The organism is Bacillus sanguinis, assembly GCF_018332475.1.
Classification (GTDB): domain Bacteria; phylum Bacillota; class Bacilli; order Bacillales; family Bacillaceae_G; genus Bacillus_A; species Bacillus_A sanguinis.
In genome coordinates, this window is the sequence record NZ_BOQB01000065.1 from 13,638 (window position 1) to 39,860 (window position 26,223).

General features: G+C 36.0%; 27 protein-coding genes. 19 read left to right on the forward strand and 8 right to left on the reverse strand.

The genetic code is table 11. The features are described from left to right. The first annotated feature begins 82 nt into the window (after positions 1-82). Positions 83-526, forward strand: coding sequence for an NUDIX hydrolase (locus KI369_RS09005; RefSeq protein WP_212955719.1), 444 nt, complete (start codon positions 83-85; stop codon positions 524-526). 44 nt (positions 527-570) lie between these two features. Here the strand turns inward: KI369_RS09005 and KI369_RS09010 are convergent, their stop codons facing one another. After that, complete coding sequence (locus KI369_RS09010; protein WP_212955720.1) at positions 571-1,773, reverse strand: alanyl-tRNA editing protein; 1,203 nt, start codon at positions 1,771-1,773, stop codon at positions 571-573. Positions 1,774-1,910: 137 nt separating this feature from the next. On the opposite strand from KI369_RS09010, the gene KI369_RS09015 reads away from it, so the two are divergent. Then, entirely contained in the window at positions 1,911-2,318 is a 408-nt protein-coding gene (locus tag KI369_RS09015; RefSeq protein WP_000965140.1) for a hypothetical protein, read from the forward strand. 68 nt (positions 2,319-2,386) lie between these two features. Continuing rightward, positions 2,387-3,625: an MDR family MFS transporter gene (locus tag KI369_RS09020; protein ID WP_212955721.1), complete on the forward strand. Its 1,239-nt coding sequence runs from the start codon at positions 2,387-2,389 to the stop codon at positions 3,623-3,625. A gap of 43 nt (positions 3,626-3,668) precedes the next feature. Here KI369_RS09020 and KI369_RS09025 read toward each other — a convergent pair whose 3' ends face one another. Together KI369_RS09025 and KI369_RS09030 are read right to left on the reverse strand one after the other, a co-directional pair. Beyond that, positions 3,669-4,055 carry an Hsp20/alpha crystallin family protein gene (locus KI369_RS09025; protein WP_000516742.1) on the reverse strand — a complete coding sequence of 129 codons (387 nt, stop codon included), beginning with the start codon at positions 4,053-4,055 and terminating at the stop codon, positions 3,669-3,671. A 124-nt stretch (positions 4,056-4,179) separates the two neighbouring features. Next, the gene (locus KI369_RS09030) at positions 4,180-4,302 is read right to left on the reverse strand and encodes a small acid-soluble spore protein P (protein WP_000414449.1); all 123 of its coding nucleotides are present in this window, start codon (positions 4,300-4,302) and stop codon (positions 4,180-4,182) included. Positions 4,303-4,423: 121 nt separating this feature from the next. On the opposite strand from KI369_RS09030, the gene KI369_RS09035 reads away from it, so the two are divergent. Both KI369_RS09035 and pdaB read left to right on the forward strand, forming a co-directional pair. Then, the gene (locus tag KI369_RS09035; protein WP_001146291.1) at positions 4,424-4,687 is read left to right on the forward strand and encodes a hypothetical protein; all 264 of its coding nucleotides are present in this window, start codon (positions 4,424-4,426) and stop codon (positions 4,685-4,687) included. 45 nt (positions 4,688-4,732) lie between these two features. Further along, complete coding sequence (gene pdaB / locus KI369_RS09040) at positions 4,733-5,458, forward strand: polysaccharide deacetylase family sporulation protein PdaB (RefSeq protein ID WP_212955722.1); 726 nt, start codon at positions 4,733-4,735, stop codon at positions 5,456-5,458. A 41-nt stretch (positions 5,459-5,499) separates the two neighbouring features. Here pdaB and sspO read toward each other — a convergent pair whose 3' ends face one another. Next, complete coding sequence (sspO, locus tag KI369_RS09045) at positions 5,500-5,649, reverse strand: small acid-soluble spore protein SspO (protein ID WP_000518051.1); 150 nt, start codon at positions 5,647-5,649, stop codon at positions 5,500-5,502. A 290-nt stretch (positions 5,650-5,939) separates the two neighbouring features. Here sspO and acnA point away from each other — a divergent pair, with 290 nt between their 5' ends. Further along, on the forward strand, positions 5,940-8,663 hold the full coding sequence (acnA, locus tag KI369_RS09050) for an aconitate hydratase AcnA (protein ID WP_212955723.1): 2,724 nt from the start codon (positions 5,940-5,942) through the stop codon (positions 8,661-8,663). Positions 8,664-8,780: 117 nt separating this feature from the next. Beyond that, on the forward strand, positions 8,781-10,430 hold the full coding sequence (locus tag KI369_RS09055; RefSeq protein WP_212955724.1) for an ABC transporter ATP-binding protein: 1,650 nt from the start codon (positions 8,781-8,783) through the stop codon (positions 10,428-10,430). A gap of 23 nt (positions 10,431-10,453) precedes the next feature. Here KI369_RS09055 and KI369_RS09060 read toward each other — a convergent pair whose 3' ends face one another. Then, entirely contained in the window at positions 10,454-10,711 is a 258-nt protein-coding gene (locus tag KI369_RS09060) for a hypothetical protein (protein ID WP_212955725.1), read from the reverse strand. Between the two features lie 250 nt (positions 10,712-10,961). Here KI369_RS09060 and KI369_RS09065 point away from each other — a divergent pair, with 250 nt between their 5' ends. From KI369_RS09065 to sspN, 4 genes are all read left to right on the forward strand, one after another. Further along, positions 10,962-11,537 (forward strand): TlpA family protein disulfide reductase, encoded by a 576-nt coding sequence (locus KI369_RS09065; RefSeq protein WP_212955726.1) that lies wholly within the window; start codon positions 10,962-10,964, stop codon positions 11,535-11,537. A gap of 117 nt (positions 11,538-11,654) precedes the next feature. Continuing rightward, on the forward strand, positions 11,655-12,602 hold the full coding sequence (locus KI369_RS09070; protein ID WP_212955727.1) for a 3'-5' exonuclease: 948 nt from the start codon (positions 11,655-11,657) through the stop codon (positions 12,600-12,602). Between the two features lie 139 nt (positions 12,603-12,741). After that, a complete protein-coding gene (locus KI369_RS09075) occupies positions 12,742-12,885 on the forward strand; it encodes an FbpB family small basic protein (RefSeq protein WP_001254697.1) in 144 nt (47 codons plus the stop codon). A 43-nt stretch (positions 12,886-12,928) separates the two neighbouring features. After that, the gene (gene sspN / locus KI369_RS09080; protein ID WP_000527987.1) at positions 12,929-13,063 is read left to right on the forward strand and encodes an acid-soluble spore protein SspN; all 135 of its coding nucleotides are present in this window, start codon (positions 12,929-12,931) and stop codon (positions 13,061-13,063) included. Between the two features lie 57 nt (positions 13,064-13,120). On the opposite strand, the gene KI369_RS09085 is transcribed toward sspN, so the two are convergent. Further along, positions 13,121-14,413 (reverse strand): glycoside hydrolase family 18 protein, encoded by a 1,293-nt coding sequence (locus KI369_RS09085; RefSeq protein WP_212955728.1) that lies wholly within the window; start codon positions 14,411-14,413, stop codon positions 13,121-13,123. Between the two features lie 109 nt (positions 14,414-14,522). Here KI369_RS09085 and KI369_RS09090 point away from each other — a divergent pair, with 109 nt between their 5' ends. Continuing rightward, the gene (locus KI369_RS09090; RefSeq protein WP_212955729.1) at positions 14,523-14,942 is read left to right on the forward strand and encodes an acyl-CoA thioesterase; all 420 of its coding nucleotides are present in this window, start codon (positions 14,523-14,525) and stop codon (positions 14,940-14,942) included. A 27-nt stretch (positions 14,943-14,969) separates the two neighbouring features. Here the strand turns inward: KI369_RS09090 and KI369_RS09095 are convergent, their stop codons facing one another. Next, a complete protein-coding gene (locus KI369_RS09095) occupies positions 14,970-15,260 on the reverse strand; it encodes a HesB/YadR/YfhF family protein (RefSeq protein ID WP_001054449.1) in 291 nt (96 codons plus the stop codon). A 108-nt stretch (positions 15,261-15,368) separates the two neighbouring features. After that, positions 15,369-15,965, reverse strand: coding sequence for a glycerol-3-phosphate 1-O-acyltransferase PlsY (gene plsY / locus KI369_RS09100; RefSeq protein ID WP_000258967.1), 597 nt, complete (start codon positions 15,963-15,965; stop codon positions 15,369-15,371). 225 nt (positions 15,966-16,190) lie between these two features. Between plsY and KI369_RS09105 the strand changes: the two genes are divergently transcribed. From KI369_RS09105 to parC, 7 genes are all read left to right on the forward strand, one after another. Continuing rightward, positions 16,191-18,047: an anaerobic ribonucleoside triphosphate reductase gene (locus KI369_RS09105; RefSeq protein WP_212955730.1), complete on the forward strand. Its 1,857-nt coding sequence runs from the start codon at positions 16,191-16,193 to the stop codon at positions 18,045-18,047. Further along, the gene (gene nrdG / locus KI369_RS09110; RefSeq protein WP_212955731.1) at positions 18,044-18,496 is read left to right on the forward strand and encodes an anaerobic ribonucleoside-triphosphate reductase activating protein; all 453 of its coding nucleotides are present in this window, start codon (positions 18,044-18,046) and stop codon (positions 18,494-18,496) included. The genes KI369_RS09105 and nrdG overlap by 4 nt, the downstream gene beginning before the upstream one ends. An 18-nt stretch (positions 18,497-18,514) precedes the next feature. Further along, positions 18,515-19,192: a response regulator transcription factor gene (locus tag KI369_RS09115; protein WP_001044675.1), complete on the forward strand. Its 678-nt coding sequence runs from the start codon at positions 18,515-18,517 to the stop codon at positions 19,190-19,192. A gap of 204 nt (positions 19,193-19,396) precedes the next feature. Next, positions 19,397-20,638: a S1C family serine protease gene (locus KI369_RS09120; protein ID WP_212955732.1), complete on the forward strand. Its 1,242-nt coding sequence runs from the start codon at positions 19,397-19,399 to the stop codon at positions 20,636-20,638. 79 nt (positions 20,639-20,717) lie between these two features. Continuing rightward, complete coding sequence (locus KI369_RS09125) at positions 20,718-21,131, forward strand: CoA-binding protein (RefSeq protein WP_212955733.1); 414 nt, start codon at positions 20,718-20,720, stop codon at positions 21,129-21,131. Between the two features lie 374 nt (positions 21,132-21,505). Further along, complete coding sequence (gene parE / locus KI369_RS09130; protein ID WP_212955734.1) at positions 21,506-23,470, forward strand: DNA topoisomerase IV subunit B; 1,965 nt, start codon at positions 21,506-21,508, stop codon at positions 23,468-23,470. Position 23,471: 1 nt separating this feature from the next. After that, a complete protein-coding gene (gene parC / locus KI369_RS09135; RefSeq protein WP_212955735.1) occupies positions 23,472-25,895 on the forward strand; it encodes a DNA topoisomerase IV subunit A in 2,424 nt (807 codons plus the stop codon). Positions 25,896-26,223 lie beyond the last annotated feature (328 nt).

Consider the following 26,223-nt stretch of genomic DNA (forward strand, 5'->3'; position numbering starts at 1 on the left):
CATAATTTTCTTTAATTATAAAACATACGTTCTTTTTGTGGAAGGATTTATTTGTAAATTTAATAGGAAGAGGAGATTGTATATGGAAAATGTAATGCAAGTTCGTGTTACTGGAATTTTAATTGAAGATGAAAAAGTATTGCTAGTAAAGCAAAAAGTTGCCAATCGCAATTGGTCTTTACCTGGGGGAAGGGTGGAGAATGGTGAAACGTTAGAAGAAGCAATGATTCGAGAAATGAGAGAAGAAACAGGGTTAGAAGTTAAAGTTAAGAAGCTACTCTATGTTTGTGATAAACCAGATGCTAGCCCATCTTTATTGCATATTACATCTTTACTGGAAAAGATTGCAGGGGAAATTATGTTACCATCAAATGAATTTGATCATAATCCGATTCATGATGTACAAATGGTACCGATTAAAGGTTTAAGTCAATATGGTTTTTCGGAAACTTTTATAAAGCTTGTAAATGAAGGGTTTGCAAATGCAGGGAGTTACCAAGGATTGAAACAAAATATTGCCCTGTAAATATAGTTGAAGGATAGCCGTTAGCTATCCTCCATAAACATGTTTTATACTGCTGATTGTAAAGAAGAAACAAGTTGATTTAAAAACTCATCTCCGGTCATAATCGCTTTTCCACCGCCGCGCGCACTCTTTTTATTTCCGCCACCTTTTCCTTCAATAGCAGGAAGAGCGTCTTTTAAAAGTGAGTTCATATCAAGTGTGACTGTCTTTCCGCAAGCAAGAATACATTGTAATTTGTCCTCATTTTCAATAACAAAATATGTAATGGCATGTTCTTGTTGTTCTGTAATAATAGCGGAAAGTTTTGCGATTTCTTGCATAGAACGATTTGTAAACACTTTAGAAATAAGTATGCCAGCATGTATTTCTGAAGGCTGTTGCAGTAGTTCGTTTGCCTCTGCATATAATAATTTTTCATTCATTGTTTGTATTGTTTTTTCGTTTTCTTTTTGAGAAGTAAGAAGTTGTGCTACTTTTGTTGGAATATCATTTTCGCTACTGTTTAATTGTTTAGAAACATCCTTCATAATTTGTTGCTGTTGCCCCATAAGTTTTAGTGTGCGCCAGCCAGCGATAAAGGTTAATCGTATGCCACCTTTATTACGCTCCCATCCTAATACTTGAATAGGACCTACTTCCCCTGTATGTTTCGGATGTGTTCCGCCACAGCCATTGTAGTCGAAGTTTTCAATTATAACAACACGTATATTTTCTGTTAAAGTCGGTTCTTTACGAAGGGGCAACGTTTTCGCTTTTTCTAAGTTCATCCACTCGATGCGGATTGGATGGTTTTCAAAAACAATTTTGTTTGCAATTTGTACTGCTTTTTCAACCGTTTCCGCATGAAGATTTTCTGTTTCTAAATCAATTGTTACTGTTTCTTTACCAAGATGGAATCCAATTGTAGGCATGTTAAAATGGTCCCAAAAAGCAGCAGATAAAATGTGCTGAGCCGCATGTTGTTGCATATGATCAAAACGGCGCTCCCAATTAATTTTACCTTCTACTTCTTCTGTATGTAATTGTTCTGCAATGAAGTGGCGGATTTCTTCGTCGACTTCTTCAACACCAAGTACAGCAATGCCATTTAAAGTTCCAGTATCATGGGGTTGCCCGCCACCTGTTGGGTAAAATGCCGTTTCGTTTAAAATAACGTATAAGTTACCGTCTTTATCATAATCTTGCTTTATAACTTTTGTAGTAAAGTCTTGCTTATAAGCGTCAGTGTAATATAATTTTTGCTCCAATTTTCTTTCCCCTTTCGTGTTCGCTAGTTTCATTGTAAAGCAATCGAAATTCGTTTCCTAATATTTCAGAAGAAAGAAACTATTTTTAGAATTTTCTTGCTATAATAAGAGGAAGAAAATGCGGGGGTGGAATGAATATGTTATATGAAAACGGTGTAGATAAACTGCTTAGTTTAAGCAAAAATATTTCTGAATTGTATCGAGAATTAAATGAAATGACCCGGATTTTAACGGATTGTAATCGAGAAAGCGTGAAGTTTGATCGGTTATATGTAAAAGAGGTACTGTGGAAGAAAGAAGATGTAATAGAGAAATATGACCAGCTGCTTGTACAACTTTGTATAAATGAATGCTTTGATTTAAAAAGTGTCATTACAGGGGAATATAAGTATACATATGAAGAAGTAGAAAACATCGTTTTACAATTTAATGAGAAGTATAATGTTGCAATTTTAATTAAAGATGTTTGTAAAGAATTACAGTTTACATATGGCATAGATATGGATATAACGAGAACAGCGCGGGTATCAACAGCCCAAGTATAAAAAGGGAAAAGAAAGCAGATCCTTTGCTTTCTTTTTTCATGTAAGAACAGGGAGAGTAGGTTTTTTAGATGAAGGGGAAGTTACAAAATATACATCCATTAGGAATGACAATTATAATAGGGACTTTATTTGCGAGGTTTGCCACGTCAATGAGTATTCCTTTTTTAGCAATTTATTTAACGACTGTTAAAGGTGTATCAGCTGGAATGACTGGTGCTATTATCGGAACAAGTGCACTTGTTGGAGTATTTGCTAGTTTTATTGGAGGGAATTTATCGGACCGATTCGGCCGGAAAACGATTATGATTTGGTCCATGATCGTTTGGGTGTTTGTATTTATAGGTTTTTCACTTGCAGATCATGTTTTAAGTTTCTTTTTATTAAATGCTTTAAATGGATTATGTAGGTCCTTTTTTGAACCGACGTCAAGAGCATTATTATCAGATTTAACAAAACCAGAGTATCGTTTACTCGTATATAACTTACGATACGGTGCAATAAATGTTGGGGTTGCAATTGGACCAATTGTTGGATTACAAATTGGAAGCGCAAAATCTACAATTCCTTTTTTAGTAGCAGCGGGGGTATATGTTCTATATACAGTTATATTAGCGTTCCAATTCAAGAAATATCCACTGGAACAAAAGGAGGTTAATAAAGAAAAGCCTGTTACAATGCTAAATGCGCTGCGTATATTACGAAAGGATGTAGTATTTTTAGTTGCGTTAGTTGGCATTATTTTGAGTAATTGTGGGTTTTCACATTTAACGACGACAGTGTCTCAATATTTTGCAAATACACATATGTTTCAGGATGGAGTGAAGCTGTTCTCATATATGCTCGCTTTAAATGCAGTTGTTGTAGTGGTTATCCAATATCCTGTTATTCAAATGTGCAAAAAGTACACACCATTAGCATCCATTATGCTTGGAACTTTATTTGTGAGCGGGGGATTACTTGGCTTTGGAATAGTAGAATCTATGCTAGGTACTGCCATTTGCACAATTATTTTTACAATCGGAGAAGTATTAATGTTTTCAATGACGGATGTATTTATTGATGATATAGCTGTTTCACATTTAAAAGGAACATATTTTGGAGCAATGGGATTTTCAGGAATTGGAGCAGTAATTGGTCCATGGTTTGGGGGAGTACTTCTCGATTATTACGGGTACCAAAATGGATTTGTAGTATTTTCAGCGCTAGCTATATTTTCAACTGTAGCATTTCCTGTACTTTTAATTACAAAAGGTTTATTGAAAAAAAGATATGACAGAAATTCTAATATGCAAGTACATGCGAAATAAAATAAGCCCCAGTAGACGACTGGGGCTTATTTTTGTATTTATTTTAATTCTCAATTTGAAAAAGAACTTTCTCTTCATGTTTATTAGCTACTTCGTTTTTGGAAATATGAATGGCTAAAAATCCATTCTCTAAGCAGGCTAGCATCTTCTTATAAATAATAGTAGCGGGTAAAGGAATGTTCCGCTGCAAAGAAATATTTTTATGAAGTATGCAAATGTTTAGGCCTGTCTCCATCTTTTTAATAACTACATTTTGTTCAGTTACATTTGGTACATCTGTTTCCAAAATGTATTCTTGTTCAGTTTCACAAAGATCAATATGAATTTGATTCGGGAAACTAAAGTTACTACAAGAATCAGAACAAAATTGATCCATCCATTCTTCGAAACCATCAACATGAAAAAGACAATCCTTCTTTTTCTTGCCCATGTAAGACACCCTCCGTAAAATCTCAATTCATACTATGTTATGCATGAATGAAGTAGGGGTGAAGAATAAATGTAAAAATATAAACATTGTATGTGATAAAGGTAGCTAGTGTGAGCCTTTTGCTTTACATATCATGATGTGCATGATTTTTTTGGCGTGAATGGTTACGGTTTTTTACTTTATGAGATCCGCTTAATGGTTCAGGTTGTCCTTTTTTTTCTTTCGCTTCACGATTGTTTTTTTCCATTGTATGTGACACCTCCTCTTTCTCTTTAGAATGAGAGAAGTTTGCAAATTTATACGAGAATGTTTTTAGAAAAAAAGGTAAAGATAAATGGGACTAACTATTATGGAAAGGGGATTATATAATGCCATATCATAAAGATAAACAACAAGCTTTTCAAGCAGCGCAGCAAGGAGTTACACAAGCAGAACATGCATTTAACAACATTGTGAAAAACGATCCAAACTACGGTCATGATTTAAAAGAATTACGCCAAGAGGTTCAGGAGGCGTATGAACAGATTCAAAATGCGTTAGAAGTAGCTTCGGAAACACAACGCCCACAACTTGAGCAATACGAAAATAATCTCCAAAATATTATGCAACATGTAGATCAATTAGAAAAGTAAATGAGGTTGTTGTGTATTCGGCAACCTCTTACTTTAATGAACATTATGCGAAAACAGAAAATTTTTCTATTCGTTTTCTCTTTATTATGCGCAGTACATATATTTCAAGTTGAAAAAGTGGAAGCGAAAATGTTGCTCAGAAAAGAGCTAGAACCAACTGGCTATGTAACGTGGGAAGTACCTAATAATGAAAAGATTATTGCCATTACATTTGATGATGGGCCAGATCCAACTTATACACCACAAATTTTACATTTATTACGTCAATATAAAGCAGAAGCGACATTTTTTATGATTGGATTTCGAGTTCAGCGTAATCCATATTTGGTGAAACAAGTGTTAAACGAGGGGCATGAAATTGGAAATCATACGATGAACCATTTGTATGCGAGCAATTCATCAGATGAGAAATTAGAAAATGATATTTTAGATGGGAAGAAATATTTTAAAAAATGGGTGAAAGAACCTTTGCTATTCCGTCCACCTGGTGGATATATTAACGATGCTGTATTTAAAACAGCGAAAGAAGCGGGGTATCAAACAGTTCTATGGTCGTGGCATCAAGACCCGCGTGATTGGGCAAATCCAGGGGTTGAATCTATTGTAAATCATGTAGTGAAACATGCTAAAAGTGGAGATATTGTATTGTTACATGATGGAGGAAACGATCGTAGTCAAACAGTAACAGCATTAGCAAAAATTTTACCTGAACTGAAAAAACAAGGCTATCGATTTGTAACGGTTTCGGAATTACTACGTTATAAACATTAGAAAAAATCCCAAAAGGTGAATGCTCCTTTTGGGATTTTCCGTTACTGGTTCTTTTTGCGTTTCTTATTATTTTGTCGTTCTGCAGCAGTTAAGTTTTCATTTGCAAACTCTTCGTTATAACCAGCTCCTTGTCCTTGTGCAGATGCCGCATTCATTCCTGAAATAGTATGATTTGCTTTTCTTTTACCCATTTTATTTCACCTCTATAACATTTTTGTATGTTGAATGATAAGCAGTTCACAGTATATATGAACTGTAAGTAAAGCACCAATAGAGCACTTTACTTTATGGTAATAGTATTCATAAGGAGCATGAACACTATTCAAATTTAGAAACATAAAGAAAACTTATGATAATCTATAAGTTTCTTATTATTTACTTATTTAGAAAGTTGTAATAAGATATTATCGTAAGGTATTGAAAAGTTTGTCTACATTTTATATTCAGACAACTTAGTCACGTTTAACAGGGGGGAAACATAATGGTCAAACATAATCCATTTCAATCACGTGCAACTTTTGAAGTAGATGAAAAAACGTATCATTATTATGATTTGAAAGCGCTTGAAAATGCAGGGGTTGGCAACGTATCTCAATTACCATATTCCGTGAAAGTTTTACTTGAATCAGTACTTCGTCAAGTAGACGGACGTGTAATTACAGAAGAGCATGTTACAAATTTAGCGAAATGGGGAACGAAAGATGTGCAAGATATCGATGTTCCATTTAAACCATCTCGTGTAATTTTACAAGATTTCACTGGTGTACCAGCTGTTGTAGATTTGGCTTCGCTTCGTAAAGCAATGGCAGACATGGGTGGGGATCCTGATAAAATTAACCCAGAAATTACTGTAGACCTTGTAATTGATCACTCTGTACAGGTTGATAGAGCGGGTACGGCAGATGCGCTTGCATTCAACATGGACTTAGAGTTTAAACGTAATGAAGAACGTTATAAATTTTTAAGCTGGGCACAAAAATCATTTGATAACTATCGTGCAGTTCCACCAGCTACAGGTATTGTACACCAAGTAAATCTTGAATATTTAGCACCAGTCGTTCACGCGGTGAAAAATGCTGAAGGTGACTTAGTTGCATACCCAGATTCATTAGTTGGAACAGACTCACATACAACAATGATTAACGGTATCGGCGTTCTTGGATGGGGCGTTGGTGGTATTGAAGCAGAAGCAGGAATGCTTGGACAGCCTTCATACTTCCCAGTACCTGAAGTAATCGGTGTGAAATTAACTGGTACACTTCCAAGTGGTACTACAGCAACAGACGTTGCATTAAAAGTAACACAAGTATTACGTCAAAAAGGTGTAGTTGGTAAATTCGTTGAGTTCTTCGGTAATGGACTAAAGAGCATGCCTTTAGCTGATCGTGCAACAATTTCAAACATGGCACCAGAATACGGCGCAACTTGTGGATTCTTCCCAATCGACGATATTTCATTAGAATACTTACGTTTAACAGGTAGAGATGAAGAGCAAATTCGCGTTGTTGAAGAATATTGTAAAGCGAACGGCTTATTCTATACAGCAGACAGCAAAGATCCAATTTACACTGATCTTGTTGAAATTGATTTAAATACAATTGAATCTAACCTTTCTGGACCGAAACGCCCACAAGATTTAATTCCACTTTCAGATATGAAAGATGCGTTCCACAAAGCTGTTTTAGCACCAGTTGGAACACAAGGACTTGGATTTAATGAGCAAGAGTTCGATAAAGAAGTGAAGGTTACATTAGAAGATAAAGAAGTAACGATGAAAACAGGTGCAATTGCAATCGCTGCAATTACAAGCTGTACAAATACATCAAACCCATACGTATTAATCGGGGCAGGTCTAGTTGCGAAAAAAGCAATTGAAAAAGGGCTTGTAGTACCTGAGTACGTAAAAACATCATTAGCACCAGGATCTAAAGTTGTTACTGAATACTTAGATAAATCAGGTTTAACAACATATTTAGATCAATTAGGTTTCCAAACAGTTGGTTACGGCTGTACGACTTGTATCGGTAACTCTGGTCCGTTAGCTCCAGAATTAGAAGAAGCAATCGCAGCAAATGACTTACTAGTAACATCTGTTTTATCTGGTAACCGTAACTTTGAAGGTCGTATTCACCCGCTTGTAAAAGCAAACTACTTAGCATCACCACCACTTGTTGTGGCATATGCACTTGCAGGTACTGTCGATATTGACCTGAAAAATGATGAAATCGGTAAAGATGCAAATGGCAATGCTGTTTACTTCAATGATATTTGGCCATCAGCTAAAGAAATTGAAGATGTAGTTCAAAGTGTTGTTACATCTGAACTGTTCAAGAAAGAATATGCACAAGTATTTAATAGCAATGAGCGTTGGAATGAAATCCAAACTTCAAATGAAGCTTTATATACTTGGGATAATGATTCAACATACATTCAAAACCCACCGTTCTTTGAAGGATTATCTAAAGAGCCAGGTGAAGTTGAAACATTATCAGGTTTACGTATTGTTGGTAAATTTGGAGATTCTGTAACGACAGACCATATTTCACCAGCAGGTTCAATCGGTAAGCACACACCAGCTGGACGCTACTTATTAGAAAACGGTGTACAACCAGTTGACTTCAATTCTTACGGTTCTCGTCGTGGTAACCATGAAGTTATGATGCGTGGTACATTCGCGAACATCCGTATTAAAAACCAAATCGCACCAGGAACAGAAGGTGGATATACAACATATTGGCCAACTGGTGAAGTAACATCTATCTATGATGCTGCTATGAAATATAAAGAAGATGGCACAGGCCTTCTAGTTGTTGCTGGTAAAGATTACGGTATGGGAAGTTCTCGTGACTGGGCTGCAAAAGGTACAAACTTATTAGGTATTAAAGCAGTAATCGCAGAAAGCTTCGAGCGTATTCACCGTAGTAACTTAGTGTTAATGGGTGTGTTACCACTTCAATTTAAAGATGGCGAAAGCGCTGAAACGTTAGGTCTTGTTGGTAACGAGTCGTTTGAAATTCAAATTGACAAAACAGTTAGACCGCGCGATCTTGTAAAAGTAGTTGCAACTGATGCAGATGGCAACGAAAAACAATTTGAAGTAGTAGCTCGTTTCGATAGTGAAGTTGAAATTGACTACTACCGTCACGGTGGTATTCTGCAAATGGTTCTTCGTGAAAAAATTGAAGAGTCTAAAGTGTCGAACTAAATAATTGAAATGAACGATAAGGAAGCTAACAACTGTTAGCTTCCTTATTTTATGGAAAGGGATGAAACCATTTGGTTTCATCCCTTTCTTTTTACTTTATAAAATGGAGGAAAGGTCATGAAAGGATATAAAAGAATTTTGTTACCGTTACAGAAAGAAAAAATATTAGTAATAGCAGCTATATGCAGTGGACTTTTTGCAGCGATTTTAAATCTATCCCGTCCACTATTCATGGGACTAATTGTAGATAACCTAATTCAAAGAGAGTTAAAGGAGGCGTACCTTTACATTACTTTGTTTGCAGTTAGTCGCTTGTTGATGTGGGTGAACAATCTTTCATTTGATTATGTAAGCTCCAAAGCAAGTCAACGAATATTGCGAAAGAAGCGTATAGATGTATTGCGCCATTTTTTCTTATTACCATTTGAAGAGAGTGAGAAGATTAAGCAAGGAGAGTTAGAGACGCTAGTTGTGTCTGATATTCCAAACTGGGTCAGATTATATGGTTCTATATTAATAGAATATATACACGCTATTGCGCAATTTATAGGTGCGTTCATAGCACTACAACATATAGATATGAAGTTTATATTGTGGGTAACTCCGTTTTTATTTTTAAGTGCAATGGTTCCGATGTTGATGGGGAAAAAGGTCAGGAATATCGCAAGCATTGCTCAAAACAATCAATCAAGTGTTGTAGAGATCGTATCGCAGTTTGTAAAAGGCGTACAAGATTTACGTAGTTTGCAAAAAGAAAAGTGGGCCATTCGCTTATTTAAAGGAGTAACAGCACAATCTTATAAAACAGAAGTAAAGAAGACGATGATGCACCATTGCATTGGAGTAGTTGGAACGGTGATTGAAACAGGAGCATATATCGTTGTTCTCATTATAGGTGCAGAAAAAATAATGAGAGGAGAAATAGAAGTTGGTTCACTCGTTGCAGTGTTAGCCACAATTGAGATGCTCTTTTTCCCTGTCCGTTATGTGGGCGATTTATTAATAATGACACAAGTTGCAGTCGCTTCGGCAAGTAGAGTTTTTTTCTTTTTAGATAAACGAATGGCAAATAGTAATGTGGAAAGAGCGATGGGGATGATATTAACTAACGTTTCATTTCAGGAGAATGATGAAGAGAAATGCAGAATTCATAATATTGATTTGCAAATTAAACCTGGTGAACTCGTTATGATTGTAGGAGAAAGTGGTGCAGGAAAAACAACGCTTTTAAAATTAATGACAGGGTTGTATAAACCATCTAACGGTAGCGTTGCTTATTATGGAAATGAGGCTCGATTGACTACAGTGTGGCAAGAATCTCATTTTTTTCGGACGACAGTAAAAGAGAATATGTATTTCGAGGAAGAGGACTTAGAAAATGAGTTAGAAAAAAATGCTGAACTTGTAAATATAACGTCGATTATTAGGGGGTTACCTGAAGGTCTTCAAACTGTACTACATAAAAGCGGTGAAGAGTTTTCAGGGGGAGAAAGAAAACGCCTTGCATTATTGCGAGCAATTGTTTCAAATCCGAATCTTATTATTTTAGATGAACCGACTGCGGGATTAGATCCGAGCAATCAAGAAGTTGTTTGGAATAGGATAGAAGGGCTAGGAAGAGGGATAACGAGAATTGTAGCAACACATGATGTAGAGAAAGTTATACTAGCAGATCGTGTTGTCATAATGAGAGAAGGAAGTATTGTTGCATGTGGAAGTCCTGAAAAATTAATAAATAGTCATTCATTTTTAAAAGGGTGTAAATAAAGATAAGAGCAATGCTCTTATCTTTATTCACCGTCATTTATTTGATACTCGATAGATTCAGAATGATTCAAATCAACATTAAAAGTAGCGGTCATAAGGAAAGTTGCAATTCCAAGGATTACGAAAAGGACGAATGAGACTAGAGAGATGTAAAGACAAATACGCCCTATTTTCTTTTTTTCAAGATCTTTACTAAAGAGTGAAATGATCCATGCAATAATACCGATTGGATATAAAAGAAAACTAAGAATATATAATGTTATTTTTTCGAATGAATTCATAAACAATCCCCCTTTGTTGTAGGTTTATAACTACGAGAATAAAAAGGTGAATGGGTCCATAAGAAGATAAACAACACTTCATCTGTTTTTCTAATTATACGATAAAAAGGCAAGAATTACGCTTCAAATAAGAATATTCTAATTATTTAGACTGTGAATATTTCCAAGCTTGTCCGTATAAGCTAAAATAAGGTATATAGCATTTGAATGAATATATTAAAAGAAGATAAACACGTTAGGGTGATATAAAATGTGGCGGAAGCTTATGATTATTGTAGTGTTATTTTGTTTAGCGGGATATGCAGCTTATGAACAGTTTGGTAAAAGCGATCAGGCGGCCCAAGGAGAGCAAGAAAAAAGTGAAGCTGCTATGAAAGAGATGATTGCAAGTAATGGCATTGAAATTGGGAAGAGTGCGCCAGACTTTGAATTAACGAAGTTAGATGGAACGAATGTAAAGTTATCAGATTTAAAGGGCAAGAAATTGATTTTGAATTTTTGGGCAACGTGGTGTGGGCCTTGCCAGCAAGAAATGCCTGATATGGAAGCTTTCTATAAAGAACATAAAGAAAATGTAGAAATTTTAGCAATAAATTATACGCCTTCAGAAAAAGGCGGAGGGATCGAAAAGGTAAGTAATTTTGCAAAGGAAAAAGGAATTACTTTTCCTATTTTATTGGACAAGAATATTGATGTAACAACAGCCTATAAAGTAATTACGATCCCAACTTCGTATTTTGTAGATACAAAAGGTGTCATTCAAGATAAGTTTATTGGACCGATGACGCAAAAAGAGATGGAGAAACGGATTGCTAAATTAAAATAACAGTGAAAAGGTAGAGATGGAATATAATCATTTCTACCTTTTCTTTTTCAAGTAGTGAAAGCTTCATGATATGATAAAAGAAATATAAACGTCTAGAGATAAAGGAGTGTATTTGGAGTGGGGAATATATCCTTACCGTTAGATTATGTTGTAATTGATTTTGAAACAACAGGATTTAACCCTTATAATGATAAAATCATTCAAGTCGCAGCAGTGAAATATCGCAATCATGAACTAGTAGATCAATTTGTTTCTTATGTGAATCCGGAGCGTCCAATCCCGGACCGGATAACAAGTTTAACAGGTATTACAAATTATCGTGTTTCAGATGCACCGACGATTGAAGAGGTATTACCTTTATTTTTAGCATTTTTACATACAAATGTAATTGTCGCTCATAACGCTTCTTTTGATATGCGCTTTTTGAAAAGCAACGTCAATATGCTTGGGTTACCGGAACCTCAAAATAAAGTGATGGATACTGTATTTTTAGCAAAGAAATATATGAAGTACGCGCCTAATCATAAACTTGAAACGTTAAAGCGAATGCTTGGCATTCGTTTAAGTTCTCATAATGCATTTGATGATTGTATTACTTGTGCAGCTGTTTATCAAAAATGTGCCTTTATTGAAGAAGAGGCGAAAAGGAAATCGAATACAGAAGTACTTGATGAAACAGCAGTATATGAAGCAGTAAAAAAGATGCTTGTACGAAATAAACGTGATATTGAATGGGTTCGTTGCATGAATGTAGGAAGCTATTTAGATATAAAAGCTTTTTATCCGGTTATGAGAGTAAAAGTAAAAGGACGAAAGAAATACATATTAACAGACATATTAGAAGATGATGTGAAAGAAATATGTACGAGTTTAAAATGTGAACCGGCGTTAAAAAGTGAAGTTGGTAATACGAGAATTATGCTGAATACCTTAGAGGACGTCCTGAAATTAGAAAGTTATATTTTAGAACAGTATGATTTCGTACTGCAAGCGCTGCGTGATTATAAACGAAGTGAAATGAATGCAGATGAAAAGTTAAAAGAGTATTTAAATATCATGGTATAAAAAACTCCGTGTACGATTTATTGTACGCGGTTTTTTTTTAGGAGTACTAAAACATAAAATTTTCTTGCAAATCTGATTAAAGAGTTTTTCCTTTGCTCATACTATGTAATAAGAAAGTAATGGAGAGAGGGTGAACAGCATGAGAAGAAGTCGCCGTAAATCATTTGACGAACTTGTGAAAGAAAATAAACAACAATTATTAAGCGATCGTGATGCAATCGATCGTATTGAAGAACGTATTGAAAAACGTTATGAAATGAAACTTTTTAAGCAAGCTGAATAATTCTTAACACTAGTACGATACTAGTGTTAAGGAGGCGATAGTAATGGGTAATCCGAAAAAGAATTCAAAAGACTTTGCACCGAATCATATTGGAACACAATCAAAAAAAGCTGGTGGCAATAAAGGAAAGCAAATGCAAGACCAAACGGGCAAACAGCCGATTGTTGATAACGGTTAAAAAGGAAGAATGTTATCATTCTTCTTTTTGTGATGAATAAAAAAGGGCTGACTTATGTCAGCCCTTTTTCGTAATCGTAAAGTTTTCGACGAGTAAACGCCAATTTTGCGGGAATGGTAAACCTATCTTCCAGTAGCTAATACCACCGATGCCTTGTTCTTTCATTAAATTAAATTTACTTTGAACAGAACGCGAATCTTCAAACCAAACTTCGTGTTGTACACCATTTTCATCGAAATAATTAAAATGAGGAGCTTGAGCTGTGAAGTCATAGCGGATCGGAACATTGTATTTACGAGCTAGTGCAACAGCTGCAATAGAGCTAATTGCTTTTGCAGGCGGATTTCCTTCTTTGAATGGAAGTTTCCAATCGAATCCGTATAAATTTTGTCCCATCATAATTTTTTGTGGAGGCATTTGAGATTTTGCGTATTGAAGTACTTCTTTTACAGGACCGATAGGAGAAATTGCCATCGGTGGCCCGCCCTGCCAACCCCAGTCGTATGTCATAATGACGACGAAATCAACAATTTGACCTTGTGCTTTATAATCGTGAGCTTCGAAAAATTTTCCCTTTTGATTTGAACTTGTTTTCGGTACAAGTGTTGTACTTAATGTGTACCCGTTAGGTAAGCGTGTTTTCACATTTCGTAAAAAACGATTATACACTTCGCGATCTTCAGGTGCCACGCTCTCGAAATCAAAATGAATGTCTCGCATACCGTACTTCTCAGCAGTTTGCAAAATGTTTGTAATAAATTTATTTTGAATCGTCGCGTCACGTAAAATAACGGATGTTAGATCGGCACTAAAGTTTCCATTTTCAATATTTGTAATAACGAGCATAGGAATGGTGTTTCCTTGAGTTGCAATAGTAGCAATTTTAGCTGTTTCAGTTGGTTCTTTTAACGTACCATCTCTTTTTGCCTCGAAACTGAAGTAGGCTAAGTATGTTAAAAATGGATTAATAGCACGGGTAGCATTAACTAAACTTTCTTTAATGGGGATAGTTGAAGGTTGTAAATAAGCGATGGATTCTACTGCTCGTTTCGTCCCTTTCGGTATATATAATTGCTGTCCAACATGGAGAATGGATTTTAAAGATAAGTTATTCACTTTAGCTAAACTAGCGAGAGGAACGTTATATGTTTGAGAGATTCGATATAGGCTATCGCCAGGCTGTACATAGTAATTATTTCCTTTCGTATTCACAATTAGTGCCTGACCAACAACGAGTGTTTCAGCTGGATTTAATCCATTGTCTTTCACTATTTCATCAGGTGTTGATCCATATTTTGATGCCAAGCTAAATACGCTATCACCGCTACGAACCGTTACAATTTGAATCATATGCTTGCTCCTTTCGATAAAAGATTCACTGTTTTTATTTTATTTTTGATGTCACTGTATTATGATTAAATGTATGCAAGGTAGCAGAAGTGAAAGAAGGCGAATACATATGTTTGTAGCAGAACATGAAGTTGAAATCCGTTATGCGGAAACTGATCAAATGGGTGTTGTTTACCATTCAAACTATTTGGTGTGGCTTGAACTAGGCCGTACGAAACTTATACAAGATTTAGGGTTTTCATATGTTGAAATGGAGAAAGAGGGAATTATTTCTCCTGTGTTAGATTTGCAAATTTCATATCGTAAAGCGATGCGTTACGGAGAAAAAGCGATCGTAAAAACATGGGTGGATAGTGTGAGCCCACTTCGCGTTGTATATGGATATGAAATTTATAATGGTGATGGAGAACTTTGTATTACTGCAAGTACGACGAATATTTGTGCGAAAAAAGAAGGATTTCGCCCTGTATCATTTAAAAAGTTATATCCTGAGTGGTATGCGAAATATGAGGAAATTAAGAAAAAATAAAAAAGTGTGGCAAAAGCCACACTTTTTTTATTTTTCATAATTAAATTGTGGGAAATCATCACCGTCGTTAAAAGTAACAGATAAATTATGTCCATCGAAGAACCACTCATCATCACCTTCAATAAAGAAGTTAATACCCTCTTCTTGAGTTTGAACAGCAGGATGTGCAGGGTCATCTTTACGAATACCTAAAGAAAGTCCTTTCTGTACAGTGCTGCAACCGCCGTATTGTACGAAAAGGCGTAATGTTTCACCCGATTGTAAGTTTAATTCGTTTTTATACCATTGTGCTGCTTCTTTTGTTACGGAAAGATTCATGTATAGTTCCTCCAAATTATGTTGCTTTTTCTTTAGTATAAAAAATAACGCAAAAAGACGCTATTAATATGCTTCACGTTTTCTTTTTGCGTTATGTGGGTTACGATCTTATTTTTGCTTTTTTGAAAAGTTTGCTTTCGGTTCAGTTTTATTTATAATTCGTCCGATATTTGCACGGTGTTTATAAATAACCATACCTGCTAATAAACACATCGCAATAATGAAGATTTTATCCCCGCTAACAATGGATGCAATAACAGCAACGACGGCTGTTACCATAGAAGAAAGTGATACGTATCTTGTTGTAAATAAAAGGCTGAAAAAGACAACAGCTAATATTGCAAAAACAACTGGTGAGTAGCATAATAGTACGCCAGCAGAAGTTGCAACAGCTTTACCACCACGGAATTTTGCAAAAATCGGATATACATGTCCAAGAACAGCTGCTAATCCGAACCATAGTGGGTGAACATCTAATCCGAAAATAATCGGTAGACTTGTTGCTAATGTACCTTTTAAAATGTCAGCAATTGTAACGATAAAACCTGCTTTTTTCCCTAGTGTGCGGAATGTATTTGTTCCGCCTAGATTACCGCTTCCGTGCTCACGAATGTCAATTCCATAACCAATCTTTCCAACGACTAGTGCAAATGGAATCGAGCCAAGTAAGTAGGCAACGATAAATAAAAGATATGTAGTAACCATAAGTTCAGTCTCCTTTATTCAAATGTGTTGATAAAGGGTAAAAAGAGTTTTTCCCGTATATTGTACCATACATTTGTAAAGAGCACATTTCTTTTTTGTAAATGAAAAATTCATTATTTCGTGAAAAAAATTTCACAGGAATGTTACATTTCTCACAGAAACACCAAGACTATATGTAGTAACATTTTAATCAAAAGACAACAACATATTGGTGGAGGGTTATAAATGTTACAACGAAATGTACGTGGAGAAGAATTAATGAGAGTGTTTGAGACGATTGTCCACGGTAGTGAGCAAGATTTAATGCAAGAAAATGCAAATGTAGATGGCCGCTCTCCGATGGGAGTAATGGGAACGTTCGCATCAGAGGGTGCGAAATATTATGCTGTTGAAAATTTATTGTCAGATCAAGTAAAAAAAGCGATAAATCAAAATATATTATATCCACATGACTTAGACTTTTATGCGACGGGAACGACGACTTGTTCTCAAATTCCATTAGCGCAAATGCTTGCGAACGGTTTTCATACCGGACATGGGCATATGAGACAACCTCAAGACATTAAAAGTGCATTGGCCCTTTCATCTATAATTTTTCAAGCGAATCAAAATATGCAGCACGGTGGTCAATCGTTTGCGCTATTTGATATTGATTTAGCTCCATATGTGAGAAAAACAGTAGAGAGACATAAGAAACGATTACAGTCATATCCGCTTACGAAAGAACAAATAGAAGAATTTGCATGGAAAGAAACAGAAAATGATACGTATCAGGCTTGTGAAGCTTTTATTCATAATTCAAATAGTATGCATAGTAGGGGCGGGGGACAAGTACCGTTTATTTCTATTAATTATGGAACAGACACGTCTAAAGAGGGACGATTACTAGTTAGACAGCTTTTAAAAGCGACACAGGCTGGTCTTGGTAAAGGAGAAACCCCCATCTTTCCTATTCAAATTTTTAAAATGAAAAAAGGTGTGAACTTTGAAGAATGCGATCCGAACTACGATTTATTTGAATTAGCGTTAGAGACAACGGCTGAACGATTGTTCCCTAACTTTTCATTTTTAGATGCGCCATTTAATGCAGTGCATTATGACGGACGACCGGAAAGTGAAGTGTGTTACATGGGATGTCGTACTCGTGTTATGTCTAACATACATGGAGAAGAAACGGCGATTGGAAGAGGAAATTTATCATTTACGTCTATTAACTTAGTGAAATTAGCGCTAATTAGTGGTTCAAAGGAAGCATTTTTTGAAGCGTTAAATTATTACCTAGATTTAGGAATTAAGCAACTATTAGAGCGATTTGAGTATCAATGTACGAAGCGAGCAAGAGATTTTCGATTTTTATATTCACAAGGTGTATGGCGCGGTGGAGAAAAGTTACAGCCTGAAGATTCTGTAGCATCCATTTTAAAGCAAGGGACGTTAAGTCTTGGTTTTATCGGTCTTGCGGAATGTTTAGTAGCTTTAACAGGAAAGCACCATGGAGAAGATGAAGAATCATGGAAACTCGGGTATGAAATCATTTCCTTTATGAGGGATAGAATGGATAAAGCGACAGAAGAACATGAACTGAATTTCTCAGTAATTGCAACTCCTGCAGAAGGGTTATCAGGAAAGTTTGTGAAAAAAGATAGGGAAGAATTTGGTGTGGTTAGCGGTATAACGAACCATAATTATTATACGAATTCATTCCATATCCCAGTTTACTATAACATTCAAGCGATAAATAAAATTCGTTTAGAAGGACCTTTCCATGCCTTATGTAACGGGGGACATATTACGTATATTGAACTAGACGGAGCAGCTATGCATAACAAACGGGCGTTAAAACAAATTGTACAAGCGATGGCAGAACATGGCGTTGGGTACGGTTCAATTAATCATCCAGTTGACCGTTGTAAGTGCTGTAGTTATCACGGAGTTATTGGTAATGAATGCCCAAGTTGCGGAAATGGAGACGAGGCTAATATAGAAAGGATTCGCCGTATAACAGGTTATCTTGTAGGAGATATGTCGAAATGGAATAGTGCGAAACGTAGTGAAGAGATGGATCGGGTGAAGCATAAATGAAAGTGATGAACATCATTCATGATAGTGTAGTAGATGGGGAAGGATTGCGGACAGTCGTGTTTTTTGCGGGCTGTCCGCATCGTTGTTTCGGTTGCCATAATCCGAAATCGTGGAATATTTGTAATGGAACTGAAATGACAGTAGGAGAAATTGTGAAAGAGATTGCAAGTAATCCATTAACTGATGTAACATTTTCAGGTGGAGATCCATTTTTTCAAGCTGCTAATGTGAAAAAAGTAGCAAAAGCTGTGAAAGATTTGAAAAAAAATCTATGGATGTATACAGGTTATACGTTAGAAGAGATACAGAGTTCTCAAAATAATGATATGATAGAGTTGTTACATTATGGGGATGTTTTAGTCGATGGAAGATTTGAAATCGAGAAAAAAGATTTAACACTTCCATTTCGCGGAAGCTCCAATCAACGTATTATTCGATTGAAAGAGTAAAAAGGCGGGATAGATGATATGAATAAAACAGTATTACTTGTTGAAGATGAAAGAAGACTACGTGAAATCGTTAGTGATTATTTTCGTAATGAAGGCTTTGAAGTAATCGAAGCAGAAGACGGAAAAATAGCGTTAGAATTATTTGCAGAGCATGAAATTGATTTAATTATGTTAGATATTATGTTACCAGAAATAGATGGATGGTCTGTTTGTAGACGAATTAGAAAAGAATCAGCAGTACCAATCATTATGCTAACAGCACGTTCGGATGAGGATGATACATTACTAGGGTTCGAATTAGGTGCAGATGAGTATGTAACGAAACCTTTCAGCCCGAAAGTGTTAGTAGCTCGCGCAAAGACGTTATTGAAACGTGCAGATGGCGTGGTAGGAGTAGCGGAAGAGAATGCTATGTCTTTAGCTGGAATAGAGGTAAATCGTCTATCTAGAACCGTTTTAGTAGATGGAGAAGAAATTATATTGACACATAAGGAATTTGAACTGCTTGTTTATTTAATGGAGAACAAAGGAATTGTGTTGTCACGTCAACATTTATTAGATCAGTTATGGGGATATGATTACTACGGTGATGACCGAACGGTTGATACTCATATTAAAAAACTACGAAATAAGCTAGGAGATAAAGCGAAGCATATCGGTACCGTTATTCGAGTTGGTTATAAATTTGAAGAATAATCTTAAAGGTTACTATGCACTTTAGATTGAGAATATAGCAAAAATATACTCTCCTTTGTAGGTGGAATGTACAAAAAATACTTTTCTTGTCTACAATGTTAGATAAGAGTATTTTTTTAATTGGATTTCACGATGAGTTCACAAGAAGGACACAAAACGTGACTATACTGAAAATACGAATTCACCAGAGAGGGGAAATAAAACATGGGATATTACGACGGACCAAATTTAAATGAAGAGCATAGTGAAACGAGAGAAGTGAGAAAATCAGGTAGTAAAAAAGGCTATTTCTTCACAGGTTTAGTGGGAGCTGTAGTCGGAGCGGTTTCGATTAGTTTTGCAGCACCATATATGCCATGGGCTCAAAATAATGGAGCGGCTGTATCGTCATTTAGTTCGGATTCAAAAGTTGAAGGTACTGTAGTTCCTGTTGTCAATAAAACAAAAAATGAAACGGATTTACCTGGTATGATTGAAGGCGCGAAAGATGTTGTTGTAGGTGTTATTAATATGCAACAAAGTATTGATCCATTTGCAATGCAACCGACAAGCCAAGAACAACAAGCTGGTTCAGGATCAGGTGTTATTTATAAAAAAGCAGGAAATAAAGCATATATTGTAACAAACAATCATGTAGTAGACGGAGCAAATAAACTGGCTGTAAAATTAAGTGATGGTAAAAAGGTAGATGCAAAACTAGTAGGGAAAGATCCTTGGTTAGATTTAGCTGTTGTTGAAATTGATGGATCTAATGTAAATAAAGTTGCCACTTTAGGTGATTCAAGTAAACTTCGTGCGGGTGAAAAAGCGATTGCAATCGGTAATCCACTTGGATTTGACGGAAGTGTAACAGAAGGTATTATTAGTAGTAAAGAACGTGAAATTCCAGTAGATATCGATGGCGATAAGCGTGCAGATTGGAATGCTCAAGTTATTCAAACAGATGCAGCGATTAACCCAGGTAATAGTGGTGGTGCGTTATTTAACCAAAATGGTGAAATAATTGGAATTAATTCAAGTAAAATTGCACAACAAGAAGTTGAAGGAATTGGATTTGCTATTCCAATTAATATCGCAAAACCAGTTATTGAATCACTTGAAAAAGACGGAGTAGTGAAACGTCCAGCTCTTGGAGTAGGTGTCGTTTCATTAGAAGATGTGCAAGCTTATGCGGTAAATCAATTGAAAGTACCGAAAGAAGTAACAAATGGAGTTGTATTAGGTAAAATTTATCCAATATCACCTGCAGAAAAAGCTGGTTTAGAGCAATATGATATTGTAGTAGCATTAGATGATCAAAAAGTAGAAAACTCACTTCAATTCCGTAAATATTTATATGAAAAGAAAAAAGTAGGCGAGAAAGTAGAAGTTACATTCTATCGTAACGGTCAAAAAATGACGAAAACAGCCACTTTAGCAGATAACTCAGCTACAAAGAATCAATAATCGGAATAAAAGAAAGTCTCTTTCATGTTGAAAGAGACTTTCTTTATCGGCTATACTAAAGGAATAGGAGGGATTAATTATGATGATTGAAAACCCAACTCGTACGGAAATTGGTGAAGTATTAAAGAAAAGCAAAACGATTGCAGTTGTTGGATTATCGGATAAACCAGAACGTACATCGTATATGGTTTCAAAAGCAATGCAAGATGCAGGGTATCGCATTATTCCAGTAAACCCAACAGTAGATGAGGTGCTTGGAGAAAAGGCAGTTTCTTCACTAAAGGATATTAAGGAACACGTTGACATTGTAAATGTATTCCGTCGTTCAGAATTTTTAATGGGTGTTGCAAAAGAATTTGTGGAGATTGATGCAGATGTTTTTTGGGCACAATTAGGAGTACAAGATGAAGATACATATAAACTTTTAAAAGAAAAAGACTATACTGTAATAATGGATCGTTGTATTAAAGTAGAACATGCGATGACAAAATAGTATAGATTTAAAGGTAGAAAGATTGATTCAGCCCTCGTTATAGATGAGTAGGGCCGATGAACGGGGTGTTCATCATGAGATTTTTTAAAGGCTGTTTTTGGGGATTGTTACTTGTTATCCCATTTTGGATATTGATCATTTGGATCATAATAAAGGTTTGGAATGTGTAATCTTGGTATACATATCCATTTCTCGTTGACAAACGATTATTTTTCTGAAATAGTAGCCTAGAGGAATCCTTGTGAAAAACAAGGATTTTTCTATTGAAAATGGTATATAAAAGAGATAAGATAACTTGCCAAAACTATAGTCGAGGCGTTATTCTATAATAGAAACATATGTTCTGATTTTGGATTAGGAAAGGGGCAAGGAGTTTGGCGAAGCATCAGTTCCAATATAATGAAGATGCGATTCAAGTGTTAGAAGGACTTGAAGCCGTTCGAAAACGCCCGGGTATGTATATCGGGAGTACGGATAGCCGTGGATTGCATCATTTAGTATATGAAATAGTAGATAACTCCGTTGACGAAGCGTTAGCGGGATTTGGCGACGAAATTTCAGTCGTAATACATAAAGATAATAGTATTAGCGTTATAGATAAAGGGCGAGGAATGCCTACGGGGATGCATAAACTTGGAAAACCTACACCTGAAGTTATTTTAACTGTACTTCATGCTGGTGGTAAGTTTGGACAAGGTGGTTACAAAACGAGTGGTGGTTTACACGGTGTTGGGGCATCGGTTGTAAATGCCTTATCAGAATGGTTAGTCGTAACGATTAAGCGTGACGGAAATATTTACGAACAACGCTTTGAAAATGGTGGTGTTCCTGTAACGACGCTTGAGAAAATCGGAAAGACGAAAGAGTCTGGTACTACGATGCATTTCAAACCAGATACAACGATTTTCAGCACGACAAATTATAATTATGAAACATTATGTGAGAGATTACGCGAATCTGCATTCTTATTAAAAGGGATGAAAATCTCGATAAAAGATGAACGAAATGATTTACAGGATGTATTTCACTATGAAACAGGAATTGAAGCTTTCGTTTCATATTTAAACGAAGAAAAAGATTCCATTCATCCAGTTGTATACTTCACTGGTGAACAAAATGGAATTGAAGCAGAACTAGCATTTCAATTTAACGATGGCTACTCAGAAAATATTTTGTCGTTCGTAAATAACGTACGTACAAAAGATGGTGGAACACATGAAGCTGGATTTAAAACAGCAATGACTCGTGTGTTCAATGAGTATGCTCGTAAAGTTTCGCTATTGAAAGAAAAAGATAAAAACTTAGAAGGTACAGATATTCGTGAAGGCGTAGCGGCTATCGTTTCTGTACGTGTACCAGAAGAAGTACTTCAGTTTGAAGGACAAACGAAGGGGAAACTAGGTACAAGTGAAGCTCGTTCTTCAATTGATGCCATTGTATCAGAGCATTTAGCTTACTTTTTAGAGGAAAACCCGGATGTAGCTACACTTCTTGTGAGAAAGGCAGTTAAAGCAGCGCAAGCACGTGAGGCTGCTCGTAAAGCGAGAGAAGAAGCACGTAGTGGTAAGAAGAAAAAAAAATCAGAAGGTACGTTAAGCGGGAAGTTAACACCTGCACAATCACGTAATCCTCAGAAAAACGAATTGTATTTAGTAGAGGGTGACTCTGCCGGTGGTTCAGCGAAACAAGGAAGAGACCGTCGTTTCCAGGCCGTATTACCGTTACGTGGTAAAGTAATTAATACAGAAAAAGCAAAGCTTGCTGATATCTTTAAAAATGAAGAGATTAATACAATCATTTATGCTATCGGTGGAGGCGTAGGGAATGAATTTGATGTGGAAGATATTAATTACGATAAAGTCGTAATTATGACTGATGCCGATACAGACGGAGCACATATTCAAGTATTGTTATTAACGTTCTTCTACAGATATATGAAACCACTTATCGAAGCTGGTAAAGTGTTTATCGCACTTCCTCCTTTATACAAAGTAAGTAAAGGAAAAGGCAAGAGTGAAGTAATTGAATACGCTTGGTCAGATGAGGAATTAGACGGTGTAACGAAAAAAGTTGGAAAAGGCTATATGTTACAACGTTATAAAGGACTTGGTGAAATGAATGCGGATCAATTATGGGAAACAACAATGAATCCTGAAACGCGTACATTAATTCGCGTGAAAATTGATGATGCAGCAAGAGCAGAGCGTCGTGTTACAACATTAATGGGCGATAAAGTAGAACCGCGCCGTAAATGGATTGAACGTAATGTACAGTTTGGTATGCAAGAAGAAGGAAATATTTTAGAAAATGAAATGATTATGGAGACGGAGGTGGAATAACATGCAAGCAGAGAAGTTTCATGACCTCCCGCTTGAAGACGTGTTAGGTGATCGCTTTGCACGTTATAGTAAATATATTATTCAAGATCGCGCGCTTCCAGATGCGCGTGACGGCTTAAAACCAGTACAAAGACGTATTTTATATTCTATGTATGTAGAAGGAAATGTACATGATAAAGCGTTCCGGAAGTCAGCTAAAACAGTCGGTAACGTTATTGGTAACTATCATCCGCACGGTGATTCCTCTGTATATGAAGCAATGGTACGCTTAAGCCAAACTTGGAAAGTACGTAATGTTTTAGTTGAAATGCACGGTAATAACGGTAGTGTTGATGGGGACCCAGCGGCAGCGATGCGTTATACGGAAGCTCGTTTATCACCAATCGCATCTGAATTATTACGTGATCTTGATAAAGAAACAGTTGAATTTGTGTCAAACTTTGATGACACGAGTGAAGAACCGGTTGTATTACCAGCAGCGTTCCCGAATTTATTAGTGAACGGATCTACAGGGATTTCTGCTGGTTATGCAACAGAAATTCCTCCGCATCATCTTGGAGAAGTTATTGACGCTACAATGATGCGTATTGATAAGCCAAATAGTACTGTTGATGATTTATTAACAGTTATGAAAGGACCAGATTTCCCAACAGGCGGTATTATTCAAGGGATTGATGGTATTAAAAAGGCGTATGAAACAGGTAAAGGTAAAATTATTATTCGCGGAAAAGCAGAAGTTGAAACAGTGCGCGGTGGGAAACAACAAATTGTAATCACTGAAATTCCTTACGAAGTGAATAAGGCAAACCTAGTAAAGAAAATGGATGAATTACGTCTAGATAAAAAGTTAGATGGTATTGCTGAAGTGCGTGATGAGACAGATCGTACTGGTTTACGAATTGTTGTTGAATTAAAGAAAGAAGCAAACGCCGAAGGTATTTTAAATTATTTATATAAAAATACAGATTTACAAATTCCATATAACTTTAATATGGTAGCAATCAATAATCGTCGTCCAACACTTATGACATTACCGAAAATTTTGGATGCTTATATTGGACATCAAAAAGAGGTTATTACGAGACGTTCGCAATATGAATTAAGAAAAGCAGAAAATCGTCAACATATTGTAGAAGGTTTAAAGAAAGCATTATCGATTTTAGACCAAGTAATCGAGACAATCCGAGCTTCAAAAGATAAACGTAATGCGAAAGATAATTTAAGTGCAAAATTTGGCTTTACAGAAGCGCAGGCGGAAGCAATTGTTTCCTTGCAATTATATCGCTTAACGAATACAGACATTACGGCGTTACAAGAAGAAGCAGATGAGCTTAATAAGAAAATTCTAGAGCTACAGTCAATTTTACAAAGTGAAAAAAGATTACTTCAAGTCATTAAAACTGATTTGAAGAGAGTTAAGAAAACATATAGTGATGATCGTCGCGCTATTATTGAAGAACAAATTGAAGAAATTAAAATAGACGTAGAAGTGATGATTCCACAAGAAGATGTCATCGTTACTGTAACGAAAGAAGGATATGTGAAACGTACTGGATGGCGCTCACATAATGCATCAAACGGCAAAGACTTCGGTATGAAAGAGGGTGACATCTTACTTGAACGATTCGATACGAATACGACAGAGACAGTCCTCTTATTTACGAATAAAGGAAACTATATATATCTGCCAGTATACGAAATGCCAGATATTCGTTGGAAAGATTTAGGTCAGCACGTTGCAAATATCGTTTCACTCGACCGAGATGAAACAATCATTTGGGCAACGGTTGTACCGAACTTTGAGGAAGAAAAACGATTTATCGTATTTGTAACACGAAATGGTATGATAAAGAAAACAGAATTAAATCAATATAAAGTTCAGCGTTATTCAAGGGCATTCGTTGCTGTAAACTTGAAAAAAGATGATGAAGTTGTCGATATATTTGCGACAGATGGAACGAGTGATATTGTTCTTGCTACACACGGTGCATATGCACTTATTTTTCATGAAGATGAAGTAAGTCCAGTCGGTGTAAGAGCTGCTGGTGTGAAAGCAATTAATTTAAAAGAAGATGACTATGTCGCTTCTGGTAAACCGTTAAATGGTGACAAAGATCAACTTATTCTCGTAACGCAGCGCGGTGCTGTAAAACGTCTAAAAGCATCAGAAATTGAGAAATCAACGAGGGCGAAGCGAGGACTTGTTATTTTCAAAGAGTTAAAACGTAATCCGTACCGCATTGTCGGTATTGAAATCGTTAGAGACGATGAATTAGTTTACATGAAGACAGAGAAACATATTGTAGAAGAAATTGATCCGAAAGCGTATCGAAATAAAGACCGGTATAGTAACGGTAGTTTAGTCCTAGATGTTAATGATACTGGTGAAGTTATTGAAACGTGGACGAAAAAACGACCGGAGTAAAGAAAAGCATCTTGCTATGAATAATGGCAAGATGTTTTTTTCTAGGCAAATTATTATGTAAATAATAATAATCTTGTTATAATAACTGAATGAAATCGTTCTCATAAAGTGAAACTTTAATCATTGGGGATTTTCTTTATCCCCAATGATTATGAGTTGAACCAATCGGACTTTAACGGGCAGTCGATCCCTCACTTAATTTCTTTGCTTTCGCTGAATTTTGAGGTAGGAATCTTACTGCCCGTTAAAGCGGGACAGATGGAGGGGCAACATGAAAAAAATAGGTGTAGGGATTGTAGGGTTTGGATTTTCTAGTACAACATTTCAT